The organism is Pelatocladus sp. (assembly GCF_059505505.1).
In genome coordinates this window covers 49,605-70,667 of the sequence record NZ_JCACKS010000070.1, presented here as the reverse complement: position 1 = coordinate 70,667, position 21,063 = coordinate 49,605, and the positions used below count along the sequence as shown (strand labels likewise).

Below are 21,063 nucleotides of genomic sequence, written 5' to 3'. Positions count from 1 at the left end.
TTAAGCTTTTTGAGAAAGCAATCAGGCTTTTTACTTGCTGAATCTACCGAAATGAATACGCGATCTACCGAAATGAGAAAGCATTTAAGCTTTTTGAGAAAGCAATCAGGCTTTTTACTTGCTGAATCTACCGAAATGAGAAAGCAAATAGGCATTTTGAGAAAGTAAATAGGCATTTTGAGAAAGCAAATAGGCATTTTGAGAAAGCAAATAGGCATTTTGAGAAAGCAAATAGGCATTTTGAGAAAGTAATCAAGCTTTTTGAGAGGGAAGATCCCAATTTTTTCAATATACTGCGCTTGGGTTTAAACCGTTAGCTAATAGCACAAGTCGTCTTCAGATGACTAAAACAAATCAAGCAGTCTGCTTAAGCAGACTTTAGCTATTAGCTAAAAAATTTATTTTTTGGCGGGATGAAAAGCTGGTGCAAGATATGAGCGCCTAACTAGCGGCGTTTATTCGCTGCTAGCAACGAATAAAAGAAACACATTTTTCCTGATTGACTAAAAGCCTTGCTATATAAGGGTTATAAAATGTGTTTTTTAAGAGCTAGCCCTACTATAGAAAAGGAGCTAAGTGAGGAATACACAAAGCTCCAGTATGGCGCAGAAGGTTAAGTAGGTGGGTGTGATGGAGGACTACCCACTTCTTTTTTGTCTCCACAAACCAAGGTATCAGCTATGTAAAATAACGACAATGAATATAAAACAACGGTGCAACAGCAGAATAAAACTCTCAAAAAACGAACAGAAAAGCAGCCTCAAATATATATCAAATAAGCTCTTATTTTCAAATACTTATAACTTCTTAATCACAAAGGTTCATTAAATCTTTATACTTAAGATACAAGTATTTTAATACTTATACTTTTTTTAACTAAATATTAGTTGCATACAATACTTTTTTATAGCAAATTATATCACATTCGATTTTATATAAAGATTGTGTAAAGGTTTGTAGAACTCAGTGAAATTCAAGTTCAAAAAGACTACGATTTTTAATTAAAGGTGTAATAAAGTATTGATGAAAAAATAGTAAATTTTTTGTTTGCGTGTTTTATGAATTTAAAAGCTTGCTCAGTGTACACGCGAGAGCAATCTTATTTTATGGCTATGCGTAGGTATTTTATAAAGAGTTTCAAAAAATAAATTTAACACGCAATACTACTATCGGAGGAATTCAAAAATCATCAATGTCTTTAGATTAAAAAAATACAGAACTGACCGATAATTCCGAGCAGGGTACAAGCCCTCAGATTCCAGAATTGGAAAAGTAATCAATGTGACGACGTAAGTTTGCTAATTGTATTTCACCGATCCAAAATCCAACATTTAAACTCGGATGACGGAAGTAGCTAATATTTCTTGAGATCTTTTGCTAATAAAAACACCTAATTAATTGCACAGTAACTGTGTAGGGTGCATCTCATGCGTAAACCTGTTCTGACAATTTTTTATCAATTCAATCCTTGGAATACCACAATTGGTGGAATTCAGACACTGATCAAAAATTTTATTAAATATGCTCCCGATAAATTTGAGGTGCGGCTAGTAGGAACAGGATGCGATCGCAACCAAATTGTAGCTAATTGGCAAGAAGCAGAATTAGCTGGTAGGGTAATTAGTTTCCTACCTTTATTTACTCTGCAAAATGACAATGTTAGAAGTTTAATACCTACCACATTCAAGTATACAGCTAGTCTTTTGGGGCATTGCTTTGCTTCAGACTTCATGCATTTTCATCGCTTGGAGCCAACCTTAGCAGCTCTTAATTGGTATGGAGAGAAAACTCTGTTTGTTCACAATGATATTCGCACACAGATGCAGGCTGCGGGTGACAAAAAGGCGATTTTGTGGCGAAGATTTCCCGGAGCTTATTTTGCTTTGGAAAAAATATTACTTGGACAGTTTAACCAAATTCTTTCATGTAACACAGATACAGCAGAACTGTACCGACAGCGCTACCCAAAAATAGCAGAACGTGTTACTTACATCAAAAATTCATTTGACAATGAAATATTCTACCCATTAACTAAGGAAGAACGGGAAGCATCAAGAGCCAAACTAGCATCTCATCTGGGATTAGCTGAAGATACACGTTTTGTACTGTTTGCTGGCAGATTGCACCCACAAAAAGACCCGATTTTGTTGCTACATGCATTTGCAGCGTTGAATATTACGGATGTTCATTTATTCTTGGCAGGTGATGGCGAGTTAGCAAAGATTGTGCGTGAAGAAATTGATCAATTAGGCTTATCTGAGCAAGTAACCATGCTTGGTGCAGTAGAGCAAATACAAATGGCACAGTTGTATCAAATCAGCAATATCTTTGTTCTCAGCAGTGCATATGAAGGTTTACCCTTAGCAGCGCTGGAAGCACTTGCTAGCGGAACACCCGTAGTTACGACTAGATGCGGTGAAACACCAAAAATTTTGACTGCTAAGACTGGAGTTGTTTGTCAAGAACGCACTCCCAAGAGTTTAGCAGATGCCTTACACAAAATATTGCTGCATCCAGAGGATTATCCAAGTGAGTCTTGTACACAAATTGCAAAGCCCTATGCTGCACACACTGTAATTAACGAAGTTTACAGCCAAATGTGGCAACGCTGGAATGAATCCAATTGACTCTTATATAAAAGAGGCTTTAAAGCACAAGCACAACTGATTGGTATGTTGGTATGAAGATTGCCGTTATTGGTGCAAAAGGTCTACCTCCCAAGCAGGGTGGGATCGAACATTACTGTGCAGAAATATATCCTCGCATGACAGCACAGAGTAACATCGTGGATTTATTTGCTCGCTGTTCCTATACCCAGAATTCCTGGCTTGTTCATCATAATTTTCAAGGAGTTCGAGTCGTCTCCTTACCTGGTTTGCATATCAAAGGTGTGGATGCTTTTCTGACCTCAGCATTAAGTGCGATCGCTGCTACTGGTCAAAAATACGATATTATTCATTTTCACGCTCTTGGCCCATCTCTGTTTACTGGTTTAGCTAGAATTACCACCTCTGCCAAAGTAATAGTCACCTGTCAGGGATTAGATTGGCAACGTGCCAAGTGGGGCAATTTTTCTACTCGCTTAATCCAGATGGGTGAGAAGGCAGCAGTACGTTTTGCTGATGGAATTATTGTGGTATCTGATGCCCTCAAATCCTATTTTTTACAAACCTATGGTCGAGAGACAGTCTACATTCCTAATGCTCCAGCCAGCTATGGTGATTCAGATCCAAATTTCACCTATGCAACCCAGCTAGGACTTACTAAGGGACGCTATATTTTGTTTTTAGGCAGAATAGTACCAGAAAAACGTCCCGACTTACTTATTGAAGCCTTTAACATCTTGAAACCGCAGGGATGGAAACTAGTTATTGCAGGAGGTGTCAGCGATACAAAATCTTTTACCGCAAAATTGTTAGAAAAGATAGCGAACAATCCCAATATCGTATTTGCTGGGGAACTTAGGGGTGTTCGTTTGTGGGAAATTGTCCGAGGTGCAGGGTTATTTGTCCTACCTTCTGATTTAGAGGGACTTCCTCTGGCGATGTTAGAAGCCATGCAAGAAAGTATACCAGTACTGGCAAGTAATATCCCACCCCATCAGCAATTGATTTGTGGGGGACGGGGAATGCTTTTTGAAGCTGGAAACCTCAACTCTTGTGTTCGTTCTCTAGATTGGGCAATTGATCACCCAATACAAATGGCTGCAATGGCTGAGAATGCACAAAAACATGTACAACTTCACTATGGTTGGGATCACATTACCTCAGAAACCTTGAAACTATATACAACTGTGTTGAACTCCCCTGAACTAGTAGTCAATAGTCCAGAGTCAATGGTCATTCGTCATTAGTAGAGACGCGATTCATCGCGTCTCTACAATGGTCATTGGTCATTTGTCATTCTCTTTGTCTCCCTTGTCCCCGTTCCCCGTTCCCCGTTCCCCAAAAATTATGGAAAAAGGCTTATCATCTTTACTATTTATATTGAAGCGGCGTACTCTACCAGCTCTAGCTACATTTGCTGCTGTCATTGGTGGAGCGATCGCCTACCTTCAAATTACCCCAAGGCTTTATGAAACATCGACGCGACTAATACTTGATCAAAAAAGGGTAAGCGTTTCGGAATTGGGACGGGATTTGACTCAACTCAGTCCGGGTACACCAGGTGGTTCTAACCCTTTAGCTGACCAAGCAGAATTAATTAAGTCGCAGCGAGTTCTTCAAAAAGCGCTAGCTAAGGTTTCTGCTGAATCTGGATTTAGTCCACCTGGAAATGAACTGACAGTTGAACAATTAAGTCAAAACTTGAAAGTCAAAATTGTTCCCGCTACTAATATTTTGGAGGTGAGCTATCTTAACAAAAACCCTACACTTGCAACCAAAGTTGTCAATGCAATTTCCCAAGCAATGGTTGAGGATAATACCCAAGTTATCCGTCAAGAAGCTGCTAATGTTCGCAAATTCTTAGAAAAAAAGGTTCCTGATGCTCGCAAGCGAGTAGAGGAGGCTGAACAGAAGGAAAATAAATATAGACAAAGTAGTGGTATTGTCTCCTTTGATGAGCAAACCAAAAGTTTGGTGAATAGTTTAGCTACTTTGGAAGAGCAGGAGAATACTCTTGTAGCTCAACTTCAAGAATTGCGCTCCAAAGAAGCTTCACTGCGACAAGTCACCGATGCTAAAGCTCTGAATCAAGCTTATGCAGCAGTGCGTGGTGGTCAAGATGAAGAACTCAAGGCGTTACGCAATAAGTTAGCAGAAATAGAAACTAAGCTAATTCAAGCTCGTTTGTATTTAACAGAGAGTCATCCCACTGTTATTAATCTGCTTGGACAACGAAATGGTTTACGTGGGTTGTACTTGCAAGGATTAGCTCGTGTATCGCCTGGAAATACATCTATTTCCTCTAGCTCTGTAGCAGGTGATAAAATCAGCCAAGACTTAACCTCTCAACTGATTGTTAATGATGTAGAGCGCTTGGCAATTGAAAATAAGTTTAGATCTGTGCAAGCTAATCGTGCTAACCTCCAAACTCGTTTAGCACAATTGCCAATCAAACAGCAACAGCTCACTCCACTCACACGGAAACGAGAAGAGGCTGTGGAATCTTTGAAGTTACTGCAAAGTAAACTGGAAGAAGCGCGGATTGCTGAAGCTCAACTGGTTGGTAATATCCAAATTATTGAAGCAGCACAACCACCGAAAGAACCGTCCTTACCCAATAAGAAAGCTATATTGGCGATCGCGACTGTATTCGGAACTGCTTTAGCTACAGGTATTGTCCTGTTACTGGAGCTTATGGATCATACTTTAAAGGATGCTTCCGAAGCTGAGGAATTATTGAAGTTACCATTGTTGGGAGTATTACCACGTCTACCAACTCATGCGATCGCTCTTGAATCATCTGGACAATTTTTAGATCATGTTGGTTTGGTTGAGCCATACCGCACTCTATTTAAAAACCTAGAGTTTCGTAGTAATGAACCATTGCGATCAATTGTTGTTAGTAGCAGTATCACTGGGGAAGGAAAATCGGTAGTTGCTTCACATCTGGCTGTGATTTCCGCCATGTTGTCCCGACGCACACTGCTGATTGATGCAGATTTGCGTCGTCCTGTGCTGCATACATTATTTAACTTAGCTCCTCAGCCAGGAATTACAGATGTGATTGATTCACAAAGATCTCTAGAAGAAACGGTGCAACGCACTCATATTGCTAACCTCTGTGTATTAACTTGTGGTGATTTGTATGGACATCCCTCACATTTACTAGAGTCAGAGGTTATGAAGTCTCTAATAACAGAAGCAATTCGGCAGTATGATTGTGTCATTATAGATACTCCTCCTCTTAGTGCTTGTGCTGATGCTCAGACATTAGGGCGGCAAAGTGATGGAATTCTGTTAGTTACACGTCCGAATTTCACAATTAAAGAAGTTCTGCAAAGAGCAGTATCAGAATTAACACATAATCAAATACCAATCATGGGAGTAGTTGTCAATGGAATTACACAGCAGACTGAACGATATTACCGCTATCCCGTTAATGGTTATAGATCCCTATTATCCAAAGGTTTAAGCCAGGGTAGTTCTGCTTAAAGTTGCTAAAAACCATTTGCAATCTAGCTAATTATGTTGACTAATCAACGTACAAATTCTTCTGTTTTGCCACTGTTGATTGGGTTGGTAGGTGTAGGAGTTGGTATAGTTGCAGGATTTCTCGCAGGTGCGAAACCTCTTTATCTGTGTTTAGCTCTAGTGGCGATCGCTGTAGTCATCTTATTCTTTACCAGGTTTGAGCAAACAGTAATGGGTCTATTGATCTTTCGTACCTGTCTTGATCCTTGGTCTGCTCAACAAATACCAGCTGCGTTTGCCGTAGGATTAGATATTCTAACTTTACTATATGTGACTATACAGTTATTGACAGGTCAAACTGTACATACAGATCGCTTTTGGTGGTTTTTTGCCGCCTGGGTAATGGTACAAGGCTTATGGGTGATGCTCCTACCTCTGGGAGGGTTGGGATTGAATGTTTCGTTGTTACCAGAGAGTATCCGTGAGTGGATTCGCCTTTTTTCATGGCTGATGGTTTATCTGTTAGTCATGCAACTAAAGGATCGACTTCCTCCTGAAAAGATAATTTCTACACTGTTTCTGGCTCTAGTTGTACCGATCACAGTTGCATTGATACAAGTATTTATGCCGTCAATCTTACCTTTCTTCCTCTTGGCTGGTGGAGATGATGGTTCTCGAATCAAGGGAACCATAGGACACTCTAATGGCTTTACAACTTTACTGTTGCTGTTTATCGGCCTGACTTACTGGAAGCTAAGGCAATCAAGGCAATATTATTCATGGTTATTGTTGCTGGGTTTACTCGCCTTTTTGTTTGTAGGTACCAAAGCTCTATTTGGTTTGATAATGATTGCTACTTTTGTTTTGGTTTTAATTACTCCTCGACTAAATATAGCCAATCTCATAGGTGGAGTCATATTTTTGGCGCTAGTCATAGGATTATTTGCCAGTACAGAGTTTGGACAAGAACGCCTGAACTCTGTGGCTAACACACCACTACTAAATCCAGATATTGATGTTTCGCGAGCAATTTTAATGTCTCAGGGCGATTATAACAGTTTCAACTGGCGGCTTTCCCACTGGCATTTACTTCTCAATGCTTGGCAGCAGTTTCCAATATTTGGATACGGTTTGGCAAGTGCCAACACGATTGGTAATGGATTTATTGCTCACAATGATTATGTGCGGGCTTTAGTCGAAGAGGGAATTATTGGTTTAGTAATTTTTCTACTCTTTTTATTCGTTCAGGGTATACGCATTGTTCAGTTAATACAATCAGCACCCCCTGGTAGTGCAAAGCGTGATCTGTGTTTAACTATGTTGGCTATTTTTCTGTCTATACCCGTAGCGATGGTTACTGAAAACATATGGAGCCATACCACTCTCTTTTTCTACTGGATGACTCTAATGGCAGTAGCTGGTTGGAATTGGAACGACACAAGGACTGTTTAGGTTAGTCCTCTAGAAAAATTTTCGTTATAAATTGACCAAAGTATTTCATTTCAATTTTTTAGCATAAAAAAATAGTGATGATACCTATCTATGAATACTGAAATCAAAACAGATTTTCCCATAAAATCAGCAAAAAGTACTCAAGATATTCTGCGATGTCCAGTATGTAAGTCTAGATTTAAATTATCGAAAAATCAACTGAGATGTACAAATAATCAATGCAATAATAAATTTCATCTCGTTAATAATATACCTATTTTGATAGATGAATTGTCTAGTGTTTTCTCTGTTAATGACTTTATAGACAAGGTTCAAATTACTCTCAAACCAAAATCAAAACTAGAAAGATTGATGGTAAATATAGTGCCAGGAATCAATCTAAATGTTAAAACCAAAAAGAATTCTCAAAAATTCACAGAAATTCTGCTTCAGCAGAACAAAAATCCTCTGGTTTTGATTATTGGTGGTAGTGTTGTTGGTCAAGGAATGGAAGATTTATTGTCAAGATCTGAGATTGAATTCATTGAGACAGATGTGACTTTTGGTTCTCGGATATCAGTCATATGTGATGCCCATCAAATACCTTTTGCAGAAGATTCATTTGATGGAGTTATCGTACAAGCTGTTCTCGAACATGTTATAGATCCAAAGCGTTGTGTTGAAGAAATTTATCGAGTTTTAAAACCCAATGGTTTAGTTTATTCAGAAACACCATTCATACAACAAGTTCATTTGGGGAAATATGATTTTACTCGCTTTACTCACTTAGGACATCGGCGACTATTCCATAATTTTGAAGAAATTGATAGTGGTGCAGTTTGTGGGCCAGGAATGGCATTAGCTTGGTCATATCAATACTTTTTACTCAGTTTTGTCAAGAAACCTATAGCAAGAGCATTAGTGAAGGTTTTTGCGAGACTAACATCCTTTTGGTTAAAGTATTTTGACTACTACTTAATCAATCAACCTGGTACATTTGATTCTGCTTCTGGATATTATTTCATGGGTACGAAAAGCGAACGTATTCTATCTGATCGAGAATTGCTAAAACTCTATAGAGGTACACAGTCTAGTTCTTTTTGATGTTGTTAAAAAAGTATGCATAGATCTGGGAAAACTATTGCTCTAAAGAAATATAAACTTGCGATCGCCTAGCCATATTGTTGTTGCAAGTGGAGTATTTTCAGGATGACACAACAACTAATGAGTGGAACTGATGAAACCCATATAAATGGACAAGGTGAGAGACTACCCTACAGAATTGTTCTAGCTCATCCAAGTGCAGGAGTTAACTGGAGTGGTGGAGCGGAGAATCTTGCTATTGAGCTAGCACATCGCCTGAGTTCTTACTTTGAGGTAGAACTACTGAGTGGCGCTCCTTGTGGCTCCTTTAGCTATCCCGTCAAATGTATTCCTCGTACCTACACCGCTAATGCTGTGCGTCATCCTTTGATTGCTCCACTGTTGAAGGGTTTTACAACTCCTGAAATTTTGTTGGAACATGTCTCCAGTTTTTTTCCTTCTCTACTCCGTCTGCTCAGTAAACCTGCTGATTTAATCTTTCCTCATAACGATTACGGTGGATTGGCTATGGCTGCTTGTGTGCGATCGCTCACGGGAATTCCGATTCTTTTCACCGAACACAATAGCTTACTAGGTAGAGGGGATGATGGCTCATTAGTACAGAATGGCAAATGTCTGAAGCGCAATCTACGCTTTTGTCCGAATCATCTGGTGGTTTTTGATGCAGCTACGGCTGCGTTTGCTCGTAACCTGAAACCAACACAATCAATCAGCGTAATTCCTAATGGTGTGAATCTCGACAAATTTACCCCTCATGGAACTCGCCTTGATCTTGGTTTACCCAAACCAGTAGTATTGTGTGTCGCTTCGTTAAATTGCCAGAATCAAAAGCGAGTTGAGCTAGCGATGCAAGCAGTGTCTCGTCTGAGTGGAGTTAGTCTTCTGGTGTGTGGAGACGGAGGCGATCGCATCTATTTTCAATCACTGGGTGAACGACTGTTAGGTAAAGAACGCTTTGCGATTCGCACCTTCCCTTTTGAACAAATGGCTGAAGTCTACCGGAGTGTCGATGTCTTTACACTTCCTTCTATCTATGAGCCATTTGCACTGGTGTATCTCGAAGCAATGGCTAGTGGTTTACCTGTGGTCGCTACTGATGATCAAATACGACAATATATGATTGGCAAGGGTGGTATTCTCTGCGATGTAACCAATCTGGATATCTATGCTACTGCTCTAAAACATGCGTTGAGTGGGAACTGGAGTCAACTGGCTAGAGAGAATGCTACACGTTTTAGTTGGGATGCTATGACACTACGCTACCGCGATGTGATTTTAGAAACTATTGTGCAGTCCAAGAAAAAATTACCAGTCAAAACTGATTAAATTTTGAGGTTTATATGCCAAAGGTTTCTGTAATCATTCCAGCCTACAATGCTATGACTTATCTACCAGAAACTTTAGAAAGTGTTTTTAGACAAACTTTTACAGATTTTGAAGTGTTGATGATTAATGATGGTAGTTCAGACAATATTGTGGAATGGGCTGATGAGTTAGTAGATCCACGATTGCAAGTGATTTCGCTACCCAACCAGGGTGTATCCGCAGCACGTAACACAGGTATTGCTCACGTCCAAGGAGAATACATAGCATTCCTAGATGCTGACGATCTTTGGGAACCAAGAAAATTGGAAAAACAAGTCCATTGTTTGGATAATAATTCCACAGTTGGTTTAGTACATACCTGGACACTGTTAATTGATAAAGAAGGTAATCAAACAGGAAAATTACTTACCACTCAACTAGAGGGTGATGTATGGACACAGATTGTTCAAAAAAATATAGTTGTTACTTCTTCGGTGATGGTTCGCGCCACTTGTTTAAAAACTGTTGGGGGATTTGATCGGGAGCTACACTATTGTGAAGATAATGATCTGTGGATTCGTTTTGCGTCTCGTTACGTCTTTGCAGTAATTAGGGAACCTTTGACAAGATATCGTTTACATGATTCGACTTTGTCTACGCATTGCAAAGAAGTTCTCAAAGATTTTCGTATTCTTACTGAAAGAGCATTTGAGTCTGTTCCCACAGAATTACTTTATTTAAGAAATCGAAGCTATGGAAATCAGAATCTTTACTTAGCTTGGAAGTCTGTAAACAACAAAAATTTTAATCAGGCGATTCATTATCGTCAGCAAGCGATCGCTCATTATCCACAATTACATTATTCTTGGGACTGTATTCGCTTGAGTTTAGCGATCGCCATGATGCAATGGTTTGATGCTGATGGCTTTAGGAGAGTACTAGCCCTAATCTATTCTGTGCGGCGGCGGATTTTAAATGTTGCACAATTGCATTCCATTAGGTGAACTTCCAAAACCCAGACAAAGCGATTACTTATATAGCAATCCGATTTGATTAATGAATTTACTCGTGGAGGCAGGCAATAGGCAATAGGCAATAGGCAATAGGGAAAGAAAGAAAAAAAGGAAGCTAGATGTGTACTGAGTTTTGTTCAAAAATCAAATAGGAATCCTATAGAGAACTATGTGCTAGGAACGCTACAAACTACTTACCTTCAGAGAGATCACATATGTCAAAAGTTTCTGTTGTCATTCCAGCCTACAATGCGATGACTTATCTGCCAGAAACTCTAGAGAGTGTTTTGCAGCAGACTTTCACAGACTTTGAAATATTAATCATTAATGATGGTAGCTCAGACAATATCGTTGAATGGGCTAATCAGATAGCAGATCCACGTGTAAGGCTGATTTCGCAACCAAACCAGGGTGTATCTGTTGCACGTAACACAGGTATTACCCATGCTCAAGGGGAATACATCGCATTCTTGGATGCTGACGACTTGTGGCAGCCAACTAAATTAGAAAAACAAGTACATTATCTAGAGGATAATCCAGAAGTTGGTTTGGTTTATACTTGGACGGCTTTTGTTGATCAGTGGGGTAAGTCCACAGGTATAGTGCTAGCTTTCCATGCAGAGGGGAATGTATGGGAGCAAATTGTTGTCAGAGACATGATTTCTAATGGTAGTACACCAATGGTTCGCCGTAGTTGCTTTGAAACTGTGGGGGTATTCGATCCAAATTTTCGCTACGCTCCAGATCGAGATATGTGGACTCGCATTGCTGCTCGTTATCCCTTTGGAGTTGTCAAAGAACCTTTAATTCTCTACCGACAGCTTCCTAACAGTTTTAGCAGGAACCACGAAAAGATGATCCAGGAGCTGCGCCAGGTGATTGAGAAAACCTTCCAGTCTGCTCCCTTGGAGTTGCTGTATTTGAGAAACCAAAGCTATGGCTGGATGAACTTCTTTGCAGCTTGGGGTTATCTACAAGGCACAGGGAACTATCAGAATGCTATGCATTACCGTCGGCAAGCTATTTTGCACTATCCCCGAATACGCTACACATTCATCTATTTACGCTTGAGTTTAGCAATAGCGATCGCACGCTGGTTCGGTCTTCAAAGCTACGATAGAGCGCGAGAACTGTCTCGTATTGTGCGTCGGTTTATACCAGGTGTCTCTGTCTAATAGCGATTCAATCCATTATTAGCAGAATCATTTGTAGAAATGCTCAAATAAATTATTTATTTACCCTTATTTTTTGCCCTCTTATGTTTTTTTTCACCGCAATAAATAGTTAATAATGATGCACAAAAATCAGCATTATTTGAAACACAATAAATTCTCTAAACAGACTCAAAAATTACCTCCAAAAGTCTATAGAGTAGTGCATCGACCTGAGAGTCAAATGAGGCGTCCGCTTCAATTATTCAAAGAAATGAGACGAGACTTGTTAGGATCACGAGAGTTGGCTTGGCGGCTGATGATTCGAGATATCAGCGCTAAATACCGTCAGTCATTTTTAGGTATTTTCTGGGCAATTATACCTCCGATTCTTATGGCAGTTGGCTTTACCCTTGCCCAAGGAGGTGGAGTTGTCAATATCGGTATTACGGACTTACCCTATCCTGCTTACGTCATGTTCAGCATGACATTGTGGCAAACCTTTGTCGAAGCATTGAATGGCCCTCCTCAAGCAGTGATAGCTGCCAAAATGATGCTTTCTAGAATTAATTTCCCTAGAGAAGCGCTGATTCTTGCCAAATTAGGGGAAGTTTTTTTCAATTTTGGCATCAAACTAATTCTGATTGTGGGTTTGTTCATCTGGTTTAAAATCCCTGTAACTTGGAGCGTTTTTTTAGCGCCAATCGCATTAATTCATCTAATATTGTTAGGAACTTTTTTTGGTCTGCTGTTAGCTCCACTCAGCGCTCTCTATCAAGATTTTTCAATGGGGCTAACCTTAATAACTGGATTTTGGCTATTTCTGACGCCAGTAGTCTACCCAGTTCCCAATAATGGCATATTCGGCACTATTGTTAATCTCAATCCTGTTACACCTTTGTTAGTAACAACACGGGAGTTGGCAACAACAGGTGTGATATCTGACCCCAAAGGATTTTGGATAGCCAGTCTAATTGCAATTGTGGGATTAGTTTTAGCTTGGATTATCTATCGTCTGGCGATGCCTTATGTCGTTGAGAGAATGAGTTCTTAATCATGCTTGATATCAATGAGCAGGAAATTTCAGCAAAGCCATACAAAAATGATCATGAAATTGTTCTTTCAGTTAACAGTGTTTCTAAAAAGTTTTGTCGAGATTTAAAGCGATCGCTACTCTATGGTATTCAAGATATTGCTTCTGAATTACTTGGTCTGCGAGAGAAAAATGACATTATTCGACCAAAAGAATTTTGGGCATTGAAGGATGTTAATTTTCGATTGTGTCGAGGAGAAGCACTTGGTTTAGTTGGTAAAAATGGCAGTGGAAAATCTACCTTATTGCGGATGATTGCAGGGTTGATTAAACCCGATACTGGTTTTGTAGAAGTTAATGGTCGGGTAGCACCTTTGATTGCTTTAGGTGCTGGATTCAATCCTATTTTGACAGGGCGAGAAAATATTTATGCCAATATGTCAATCTTGGGTTTGTCAAAGAAGGAAATTAATGAGCGATTTGATGAAGTAGTAGAGTTTGCAGAAATTGGGGATGCAATCGATGCACCAGTACAGAGTTATAGTTCTGGGATGGCTGCAAGGTTAGGATTTGCCAGTGCAATTCATACAAATCCAGATATTTTACTGGTTGATGAAGTGCTAGCTGTCGGAGATATGAAGTTTAGAGTTAAATGCTTTCACCGTCTTGGTGAGTTACGCAAATATGGCACATCTCTAATACTCGTTTCTCACGATCCAAATCTTATACTAACGGCCTGTGATACGGCAATTTACCTTTCATCTGGCAATGTAATTGCATCTGGAGAACCTCATTTAATAATGAGTAAGTATGAAGCAGACCTTTTTTTGAGGGAACGGGCAGAATACTCTACAAAGGCATTATTTCTACCAGAAAAATCTCAGAATGAAAGTCTAGGGGTGGATATTATTTATCTCTGTTTTAAAGATAATCAAGGAAAAATAATTGCATCACCGATTTGTGGTAAATCCACTAATTTTTGCATAGGATGCAAAGCTCATATTTATATCGAAAATGTAGGTGTAATTGTTTTAATTCAAGAAAAATTTGGAGAGGGAGGAATTATTCTCCGATTGAGTAGTTTTAGTGATCAGGTGAAATTTAATCTCATACCAGAAAGGCAAGAAATTCAGCTTCAGATCCCATACCTTAGCTTAAGACCTGGTTTATATATTATGAAGGTACTCATCGGTCAACCTGGACACAATTATCTTGATGCAGTTGAAGTTTTTCAATTTAGAGTTAGTGAGTATATCAATATGAGCCAATGTTTATTTTACCAACCGCGAACATGGCAAATAAATGGTGGAAAATTAATGATTGACAATTAATATAAAATCTTCAATTCTCAAAAATTAAAATCATGAAATCCTTACTGATTATTCCATCAATTATACGCGGTGGAGTAGAAGAATATACTTTAAAAATTGCGTCAGCATCTGTAATATTAGGTTGGAATGTTCATGTAGCATTCCCAAATTCTGATGGAACAAAAGCTTTAGTTCAAGAATTGCTCACAGCAGGTGTACAATATCATCGTTTAGAAATTGAGGAAAAACAATATCGTAACCAGGTAATCTTGAAAAAATATTTCAAAAAATATTTACCATATTTTGTACGAACAATTTTATTACTGCTCAAAGTGAAGCCAGATGTTGTACAAATTATTCTTCCATTGCCTGACCATTGCTTTGGCAGTATTATGGCTTGTGGATTTCTAAAAATACCAACTATAATTCGGTTTGGGCTAGTTCCACCTATATGGCAAACGCCTTATAGTCCCAAGAAATTAAAAGCATATACCTGGGCAAGAAATAGGAATCAACAATTATTAGCTATTTCTCAAAATAATCGCAGACTTGTGGCTAATTTATTTCAAATTCCTGAACATCAAATCCTCTGCATTTATAACGGTGCTAGTATTAAGCCCATTCTTGGCACAAATAAAACAAACTATGTAGAATTCCACAATAAGTTAACAAAGGAAATAGGGATTTGTGAAAATAGCCAACTTCTGCTCACAGTAGGACGCTTACATGAGCAAAAAGGTTACATGGATATTATCCCAATCATTCCTCATATTATTAAAGAGTTCCCAGATGTGAAATTTATCTGGATTGGTGAAGGTGAGCAAAGGAAGAAATTATCCAGTCAAATACGAGAGTATGGTGTTGAGAGCAAAGTTTTCATGCTAGGTTATCGATCTGATGTCCGTAGGTGGTTGCAAGCTGCTAATTTGTTTGTTTTTCCAACCCACTATGAAGGTGGTCAATCTCATGCGATCGCTGAAGCAATGGCATATGGTTTACCAATTATTGCCTCAGATGCAAGTGGAATTCCAGAGGTAATTGAACATGGAGTTCACGGTTTGTTATTTAGAACTGGAGATACCTATGATCTGCTTGAGAAATTGAGATGGTCACTCAGAAATCCTGATCGCATGAAAGAGATAGCAAAGAATGCCAAAACACATGCTCAAGAGTTTTCTGAAGAAAGAATGGTACAAGAAACCCTAGAGGTTTGGCACAAATTGATACAAACCTCTGTTCCTAATCTATAGTTGAAGTTTTGACTAATTCAATCTTGTCTAGTTTTATTGATGTCAGAAGTTTCAATGTCATAATTTTAAAAATTTCAAAATAAGGTTATATATTTGATGATTTCAGTCAAAAATGTGTCTATATATCGTATTGACCGACCTATCAAAATTCAATTTGTTGGTAGAGATATTCCTGTTGAGAATACTGCTGGTAACGCTACTTATATATTGAATTTTCTGTGCTACTTGCGGCAAGCTGGTTGTGAAATTGAGTATGTAATTCCTAATTCATCACCTAAAGGCAGAGTTCCCTGGTATATAATTTCGCCTGCATTGGCAACACTTGCTAATGTGTCGGTTAAGAATAACTTGAGGATAGGTCGTCTTCTGCTTAGAGTTAACCCTTTATCAGATTGGTTAATGGAATTGGTGCGATTGGTTTATATTTGCTTACCAGAAAATCTGAAAAACATTTACCGTTCTATCAGGAAGGAACGACAAACTCAAGCTTGGGATGCTTTACCAACGCCAGAGGAGCTAAATTTTGCAAGTTCAAGGTTTGTGAGATTCAAACCTAATGTAGCGATCGCTAATTACACTTTTCTAGGAAGTGTTTTAGACTCCCCCGTTTTAGATAAAACAGTATTGAAAGTTATACTTACCCACGACGTACTCCATCAAAGATATGCTCACTTTAAAAAATTAGGACTTACCACTGTTGAATCAAACTGGAGTTGGGAACACGAAGCAATACAGTTAAGCAAAGCACAGGTAATTTTAGCTATTCAGGAAGAAGAAGCAAAACTCCTCAAGCAAATGACACCTCAATCTGAGGTTATCTGTATACCTAAAGCTGCGATAATTCATGATCCCAGCGTCACGCAAGTACCTGGACGATGCTTGTTTGTTGGAAGTCGTGTGGATCACAACTACTATGGTCTCAAGTGGTTTCTTGAAAATGTGTGGTTAAGAGTTACACAGTTAATCCACGATTGTAGTCTCCACGTATGTGGTACTGTCTGTGACTTGATACAAGAATCTTTTCCGAATGTTCATCTTTTGGGTAGGGTTGATAATTTGGAACCGGAATATGGTGCTGCTGAAGTTTGTCTGGTTCCTTTGCTAGCTGGTAGCGGACTGAAAATCAAACTCGTAGAAGCAATGTCCTATGGTCGTGCTTGTGTTTCCACCAGTGTAGGCGTTCAAGGACTGGGTGGGGTTGTAGGTAGTGCTGTTCTGGTAGCAGATGCACCTGAAGATTTCGCAGTAGCTATACACACAGTGCTAACCAACAAACAAAAGCGCCAATGGATGGAGGAACAAGCTCATAGTTATGCGATCGCCAAGCTTTCTCCTCAAGCAGTCTATCAACCTTTTGTAGATTACATTTACCAATACTTAGAGCAAGTATCACACTATAACAGAACCTAAACTAATTATTCTCAGGAAACACGCCTAAAAGGTAGGAAGCATATGAATATAGTGAGCAGAGTACAATTTCCTAAAACTGCTGAGATTTCTGATTTATACTTCAAACTTTCTAATGATGTATCAATTAATTTTAAGGAAGACAAAAAACAATTCATTTTACATAAAGATACTATCATATCTTTAAACACTTATTTCAACTCATTATACGAAAAATACTATACAAAATATACATATATTAACTCACTCTATTATTTACTGAGATTAGAGGGAAATTTTGAGGTTTTTGCTTATAGAGAAACTTCGGAAGCGATTACAAGAGAAGTTATTTTCAATCAAAGTTTTAAAGATTGTAAAATATCAGATTATGCTAAATTTTGCTTACCCAAACTCAAGCACGATCAAGAAGCTGGTCGCATTTATCTAGAAATAACTTGCCTTAGTCAGCAAGGTTTATTTACAGAAGGGTTAGTTGTAACTGAACAAGAAAAGCATAGGGATGTGTCATTAGCTATTATCACTTGTACATTTAAAAAAGAAGTTTATGTAAAAAAGACAGTCAATACTATTTTGCAAGACAATTTATTGCAGTATAAACACTTCAAAATCTTTGTAGTGGACAATGGCGTAACTCTAAATACGAGTGATTTTAAAGACTATAAATTTAAGCTTATTTATAATCGCAATGTCGGTGGAAGTGGTGGTTTTACTAAAGGATTGATTGAAGCGTTGCAAGAAGACATTTATACACATTTCTTGTTCATGGATGACGATATAGAGATAGACAGTGAAGCTATTTACAGGCTTTTTTCTTTATATGAGTATGCAAAGAAAGATTTTGCTGTAGCTGGCAGTATGCTCGATTTATACAAAAAACACATCTTATATGAAGCAGGAGCAATATATAATAAATCCATTGACGATGAAGGAAACATCAAGCAAGATAAATTCACAGGTTATCCTCTAAAGCACAATCTTGATTTACGAAATACCATCACACTTACCTCACTTTTGTTAGAAGACAATATCGATTATGGGGGATTTTGGTTTTTTGCTTTCCCTAAAGAAATTGTCGAAAGGATTGGATTACTGCTCCCCTTGTTTATCAAAATAGATGATATGGAATTTGGTTTAAGAATTAATGAACATTTTGATAATGGAATAGTGGCTTTTCCATCTATAGCTGTGTGGCACGAACCCTTTTATGCTAAAAGACCCATTTGGGATTCATACTATCACATTCGTAATCACTTAATAACTAATTCAATTCATAGTTCCTTGGAATATGTGAAAACAGTTAAAATATTCACACAATCTATCCTATATTCTTTATGCATCTTTGATTATAATTCTGCACAAATGGTAATTAAAGGTTTTGAAGATTATATGCAGGGGCCTAATTTCATTACCAACAACTATCCAGAGATTCTACATTCTAAAATTTATGAACTCAGTAAAAGTTATAAAAATCAAACTATATTGGTTAATTCAGTTTTACGGAGTGAATTTTATCAGGTTACTAAAGCTGGAACATTTCAAAAAATAGTTACTTTATTAACGCTTAATGGTCATTTAGTTCCACAATTTATAATTGCTGACGAGAGTGTGATTATTCGAGTTAGTGTTAAAGAAGAAGAACGTGATTCTATCTGTAAAGGGTTAGCTAAAAAAAGAATTATTTATGTTATAGACGAAAATCCTAACTCTTATCAGTACGAATTCGATCAAAAAGCTGGTCTTAATATTTTATTTACTTGGTTTAACTCTGCAATTAGGAGTTGTTTGAGATGGTCTAGTGTCAGTGCAGAGTGGAAAAAAGCATTCAACGACTTGACCTCTATGCAATTTTGGCAGGAATATCTTGAACTTCAAAAGTAAGACAAAGTTTCAACATCCAAACTATGTCAAGTAAGGAGAAGCAGCATGAAAGTAGATTGGCTGATTATAGGGGCTGGATATTCAAGCTGCGTGCTAGCTGAACGGATTGCAACTCAATTGGCACAACAAGTGCTAGTTGTGGAACGGCGGGATCATATTGGTGGTAATGCTTACGATTTCTACAACGAGCATGGCATTTTAGTACATAAGTATGGTCCTCATATCTTCCACACCAAATCTAAAAAAGCCTGGGATTATCTCTCTCAATTTACTGAGTGGAGACACTACTATCATCATGTGCTGGGGGTTGTAGAAGGAAAGAAAGTGCCTATTCCTTTTAATCTCAATTCTCTCTATGCTCTTTTTCCTCCACACTATGCACAGAAGTTGGAGAATTTGCTTCTAGAACACTTCGGCTTTGGAGTTAAAGTCCCTATTCTCAAGTTGCGTGAAAGCACTAGTGGAGATTTAGAGTTTTTAGCTAACTACATTTATGAAAATGTTTTCCTCCACTACACAATTAAGCAGTGGGAATTAAAACCTGAGCAATTGGATCGTGGAGTAACAGGACGTGTTCCAGTTTATATCAGTCGGGATAACCGTTATTTTCAGGATATATATCAGGCTATGCCAAAGTACGGTTATACCGAGATGTTTCGCCGAATGCTTACTCATCCCAACATCAAGGTACTCCTGAACGCAGATTACCGGGAAGTTATTGATGACATTAAGTTTAACCGGATAATCTGTACCGCACCGATTGATACTTTCTTTGATTATATGTATGGCGAGTTGCCTTATCGTAGTTTGCGCTTTCAGTTTGAAACTTTGGAGCAAGAGTATTATCAAGAAGTAGGTACGGTCAACTACCCCAACGATTACGACATCACCCGCATTACTGAACAAAAATATTTGTCGGGACAAAGCTTACCCAAAACGACTTTGGTGATGGAATATCCTCAAGCTTATATCCCAGAGAAAAACGACCCCTATTACCCCATACCTCGTGAGGAGAACCGTGAACGGCTAGACCTTTACCTCAAAGAGGTAGATAACTTGAATGGTACGGTAATCTTTGTTGGACGGCTTGCTGAGTATAAGTACTATGACATGGATCAGGCTGTGATTCGAGCGCTTGGTGTGTTCGAGAAAAAGTTAATTGAAATATAATTACTTTAAAAAAAGAGGAGTAAAAGTCTTTCTTAGACTCGACTCCTCCTTCATCACTTTGGACACCAATTATCGTGTTGATAATAGGTTTGACTTTACCTCAAAACCAATATATTCGCAGAAATAGTTAACTCTAATCCGACTAAAGTTATAAAAAATATTAAGTAATTAAGTGTTCATCTATACAAAAAATATTGGATAAAAATATTGCAGTGAGAAAAGCTCAAAATGGCGTTTTCCAGATGCCGTGAAAAGTCAGATTTGATAAAGTTCAGTTAAATAGATTTTCTTTGTGCAGTAGCTAATTTTATTCGCTCAATCGTTTCCAACTTTCTCGCAAAGGATTTAGGATTACTATATGTTTATTAAGTTAATTAATTGTATTTTAATGCGTGAGGATTGTAATTAAGTCCACGCATTTTGCAAACCCATTTTTAGAACAGCTTAGTAGTCTAAATAGGGAAACTAAAGTTAGCAATACATTATATTATCTAGTTATTTGATGGTCATATTTTGCATATAATTTTTAAATGATTAATATTAGTATTACAACTTATTTTCGTCTTTAGAAAGTAAATAGTATTGCTGATTACTTATTAATATTTTTTAGTTGATTAAAGTAGAAACTAATATTATATTTATGTGATAAAAATCAGTTTTTATTTAAAAACTTTCTTAGGAAGTGAAAAGATGAAGTTTCAAATAGAATGTAACAGCTTCTTAACAAACAGCCAAATGTGTTTAGTATGCGATCGCTTGTTTCAGACGAAAGAAGCAAGATTAATTGTGTGCAGCGACAAAGGTGACAGCTACGGAGATGTTTGTCCTGAATGTATAGCTAGGGGTGCTACTTGGATTGGTAGCCAACTGCAACAGTTCAGTTAAGCTCATCCCACGCCTGAAGCCAATGGGATTTCATTGAGTATTGGGCATT

General features: G+C 38.1%; 15 protein-coding genes. All 15 read left to right on the top strand.

Going from position 1 to position 21,063, the window contains the following annotated elements:
- Positions 1-1,427: 1,427 nt before the first annotated feature.
- The 15 genes from AC5JMK_RS06960 (at position 1,428) to AC5JMK_RS06890 (ending at position 21,014) form a co-directional block, all read left to right on the top strand.
- Positions 1,428-2,627 carry a glycosyltransferase family 4 protein gene (locus tag AC5JMK_RS06960; RefSeq protein ID WP_096675122.1) on the top strand — a complete coding sequence of 400 codons (1,200 nt, stop codon included), beginning with the start codon at positions 1,428-1,430 and terminating at the stop codon, positions 2,625-2,627.
- Between the two features lie 53 nt (positions 2,628-2,680).
- Positions 2,681-3,853, top strand: coding sequence for a glycosyltransferase family 4 protein (locus AC5JMK_RS06955; protein ID WP_096675123.1), 1,173 nt, complete (start codon positions 2,681-2,683; stop codon positions 3,851-3,853).
- Between the two features lie 100 nt (positions 3,854-3,953).
- On the top strand, positions 3,954-6,098 hold the full coding sequence (locus AC5JMK_RS06950; protein WP_495909717.1) for a GumC family protein: 2,145 nt from the start codon (positions 3,954-3,956) through the stop codon (positions 6,096-6,098).
- A 33-nt stretch (positions 6,099-6,131) separates the two neighbouring features.
- A complete protein-coding gene (locus AC5JMK_RS06945; RefSeq protein WP_096675125.1) occupies positions 6,132-7,529 on the top strand; it encodes an O-antigen ligase family protein in 1,398 nt (465 codons plus the stop codon).
- A gap of 90 nt (positions 7,530-7,619) precedes the next feature.
- Positions 7,620-8,612, top strand: coding sequence for a methyltransferase domain-containing protein (locus tag AC5JMK_RS06940; protein ID WP_495909716.1), 993 nt, complete (start codon positions 7,620-7,622; stop codon positions 8,610-8,612).
- Positions 8,613-8,717: 105 nt separating this feature from the next.
- Complete coding sequence (locus AC5JMK_RS06935) at positions 8,718-9,938, top strand: glycosyltransferase (RefSeq protein ID WP_096675127.1); 1,221 nt, start codon at positions 8,718-8,720, stop codon at positions 9,936-9,938.
- A 14-nt stretch (positions 9,939-9,952) separates the two neighbouring features.
- Positions 9,953-10,921, top strand: coding sequence for a glycosyltransferase family 2 protein (locus tag AC5JMK_RS06930; RefSeq protein WP_096675128.1), 969 nt, complete (start codon positions 9,953-9,955; stop codon positions 10,919-10,921).
- A 224-nt stretch (positions 10,922-11,145) separates the two neighbouring features.
- On the top strand, positions 11,146-12,105 hold the full coding sequence (locus tag AC5JMK_RS06925; RefSeq protein ID WP_495909715.1) for a glycosyltransferase family 2 protein: 960 nt from the start codon (positions 11,146-11,148) through the stop codon (positions 12,103-12,105).
- Positions 12,106-12,355: 250 nt separating this feature from the next.
- Positions 12,356-13,135 (top strand): ABC transporter permease, encoded by a 780-nt coding sequence (locus tag AC5JMK_RS06920; protein WP_495909719.1) that lies wholly within the window; start codon positions 12,356-12,358, stop codon positions 13,133-13,135.
- A gap of 2 nt (positions 13,136-13,137) precedes the next feature.
- Positions 13,138-14,445, top strand: a complete 1,308-nt coding sequence (locus AC5JMK_RS06915; RefSeq protein WP_096675130.1) for an ABC transporter ATP-binding protein — start codon at positions 13,138-13,140, stop codon at positions 14,443-14,445.
- 32 nt (positions 14,446-14,477) lie between these two features.
- Entirely contained in the window at positions 14,478-15,674 is a 1,197-nt protein-coding gene (locus AC5JMK_RS06910) for a glycosyltransferase family 4 protein (RefSeq protein ID WP_096675131.1), read from the top strand.
- Positions 15,675-15,770: 96 nt separating this feature from the next.
- Positions 15,771-17,084 carry a glycosyltransferase gene (locus tag AC5JMK_RS06905; RefSeq protein ID WP_096675132.1) on the top strand — a complete coding sequence of 438 codons (1,314 nt, stop codon included), beginning with the start codon at positions 15,771-15,773 and terminating at the stop codon, positions 17,082-17,084.
- Between the two features lie 42 nt (positions 17,085-17,126).
- Entirely contained in the window at positions 17,127-18,959 is a 1,833-nt protein-coding gene (locus tag AC5JMK_RS06900; RefSeq protein ID WP_096675133.1) for a glycosyltransferase family 2 protein, read from the top strand.
- Between the two features lie 45 nt (positions 18,960-19,004).
- Positions 19,005-20,129: a UDP-galactopyranose mutase gene (glf, locus tag AC5JMK_RS06895; protein WP_096675134.1), complete on the top strand. Its 1,125-nt coding sequence runs from the start codon at positions 19,005-19,007 to the stop codon at positions 20,127-20,129.
- A gap of 690 nt (positions 20,130-20,819) precedes the next feature.
- Positions 20,820-21,014: a hypothetical protein gene (locus AC5JMK_RS06890; RefSeq protein ID WP_096675135.1), complete on the top strand. Its 195-nt coding sequence runs from the start codon at positions 20,820-20,822 to the stop codon at positions 21,012-21,014.
- The last annotated feature ends 49 nt before the right edge of the window (positions 21,015-21,063 follow it).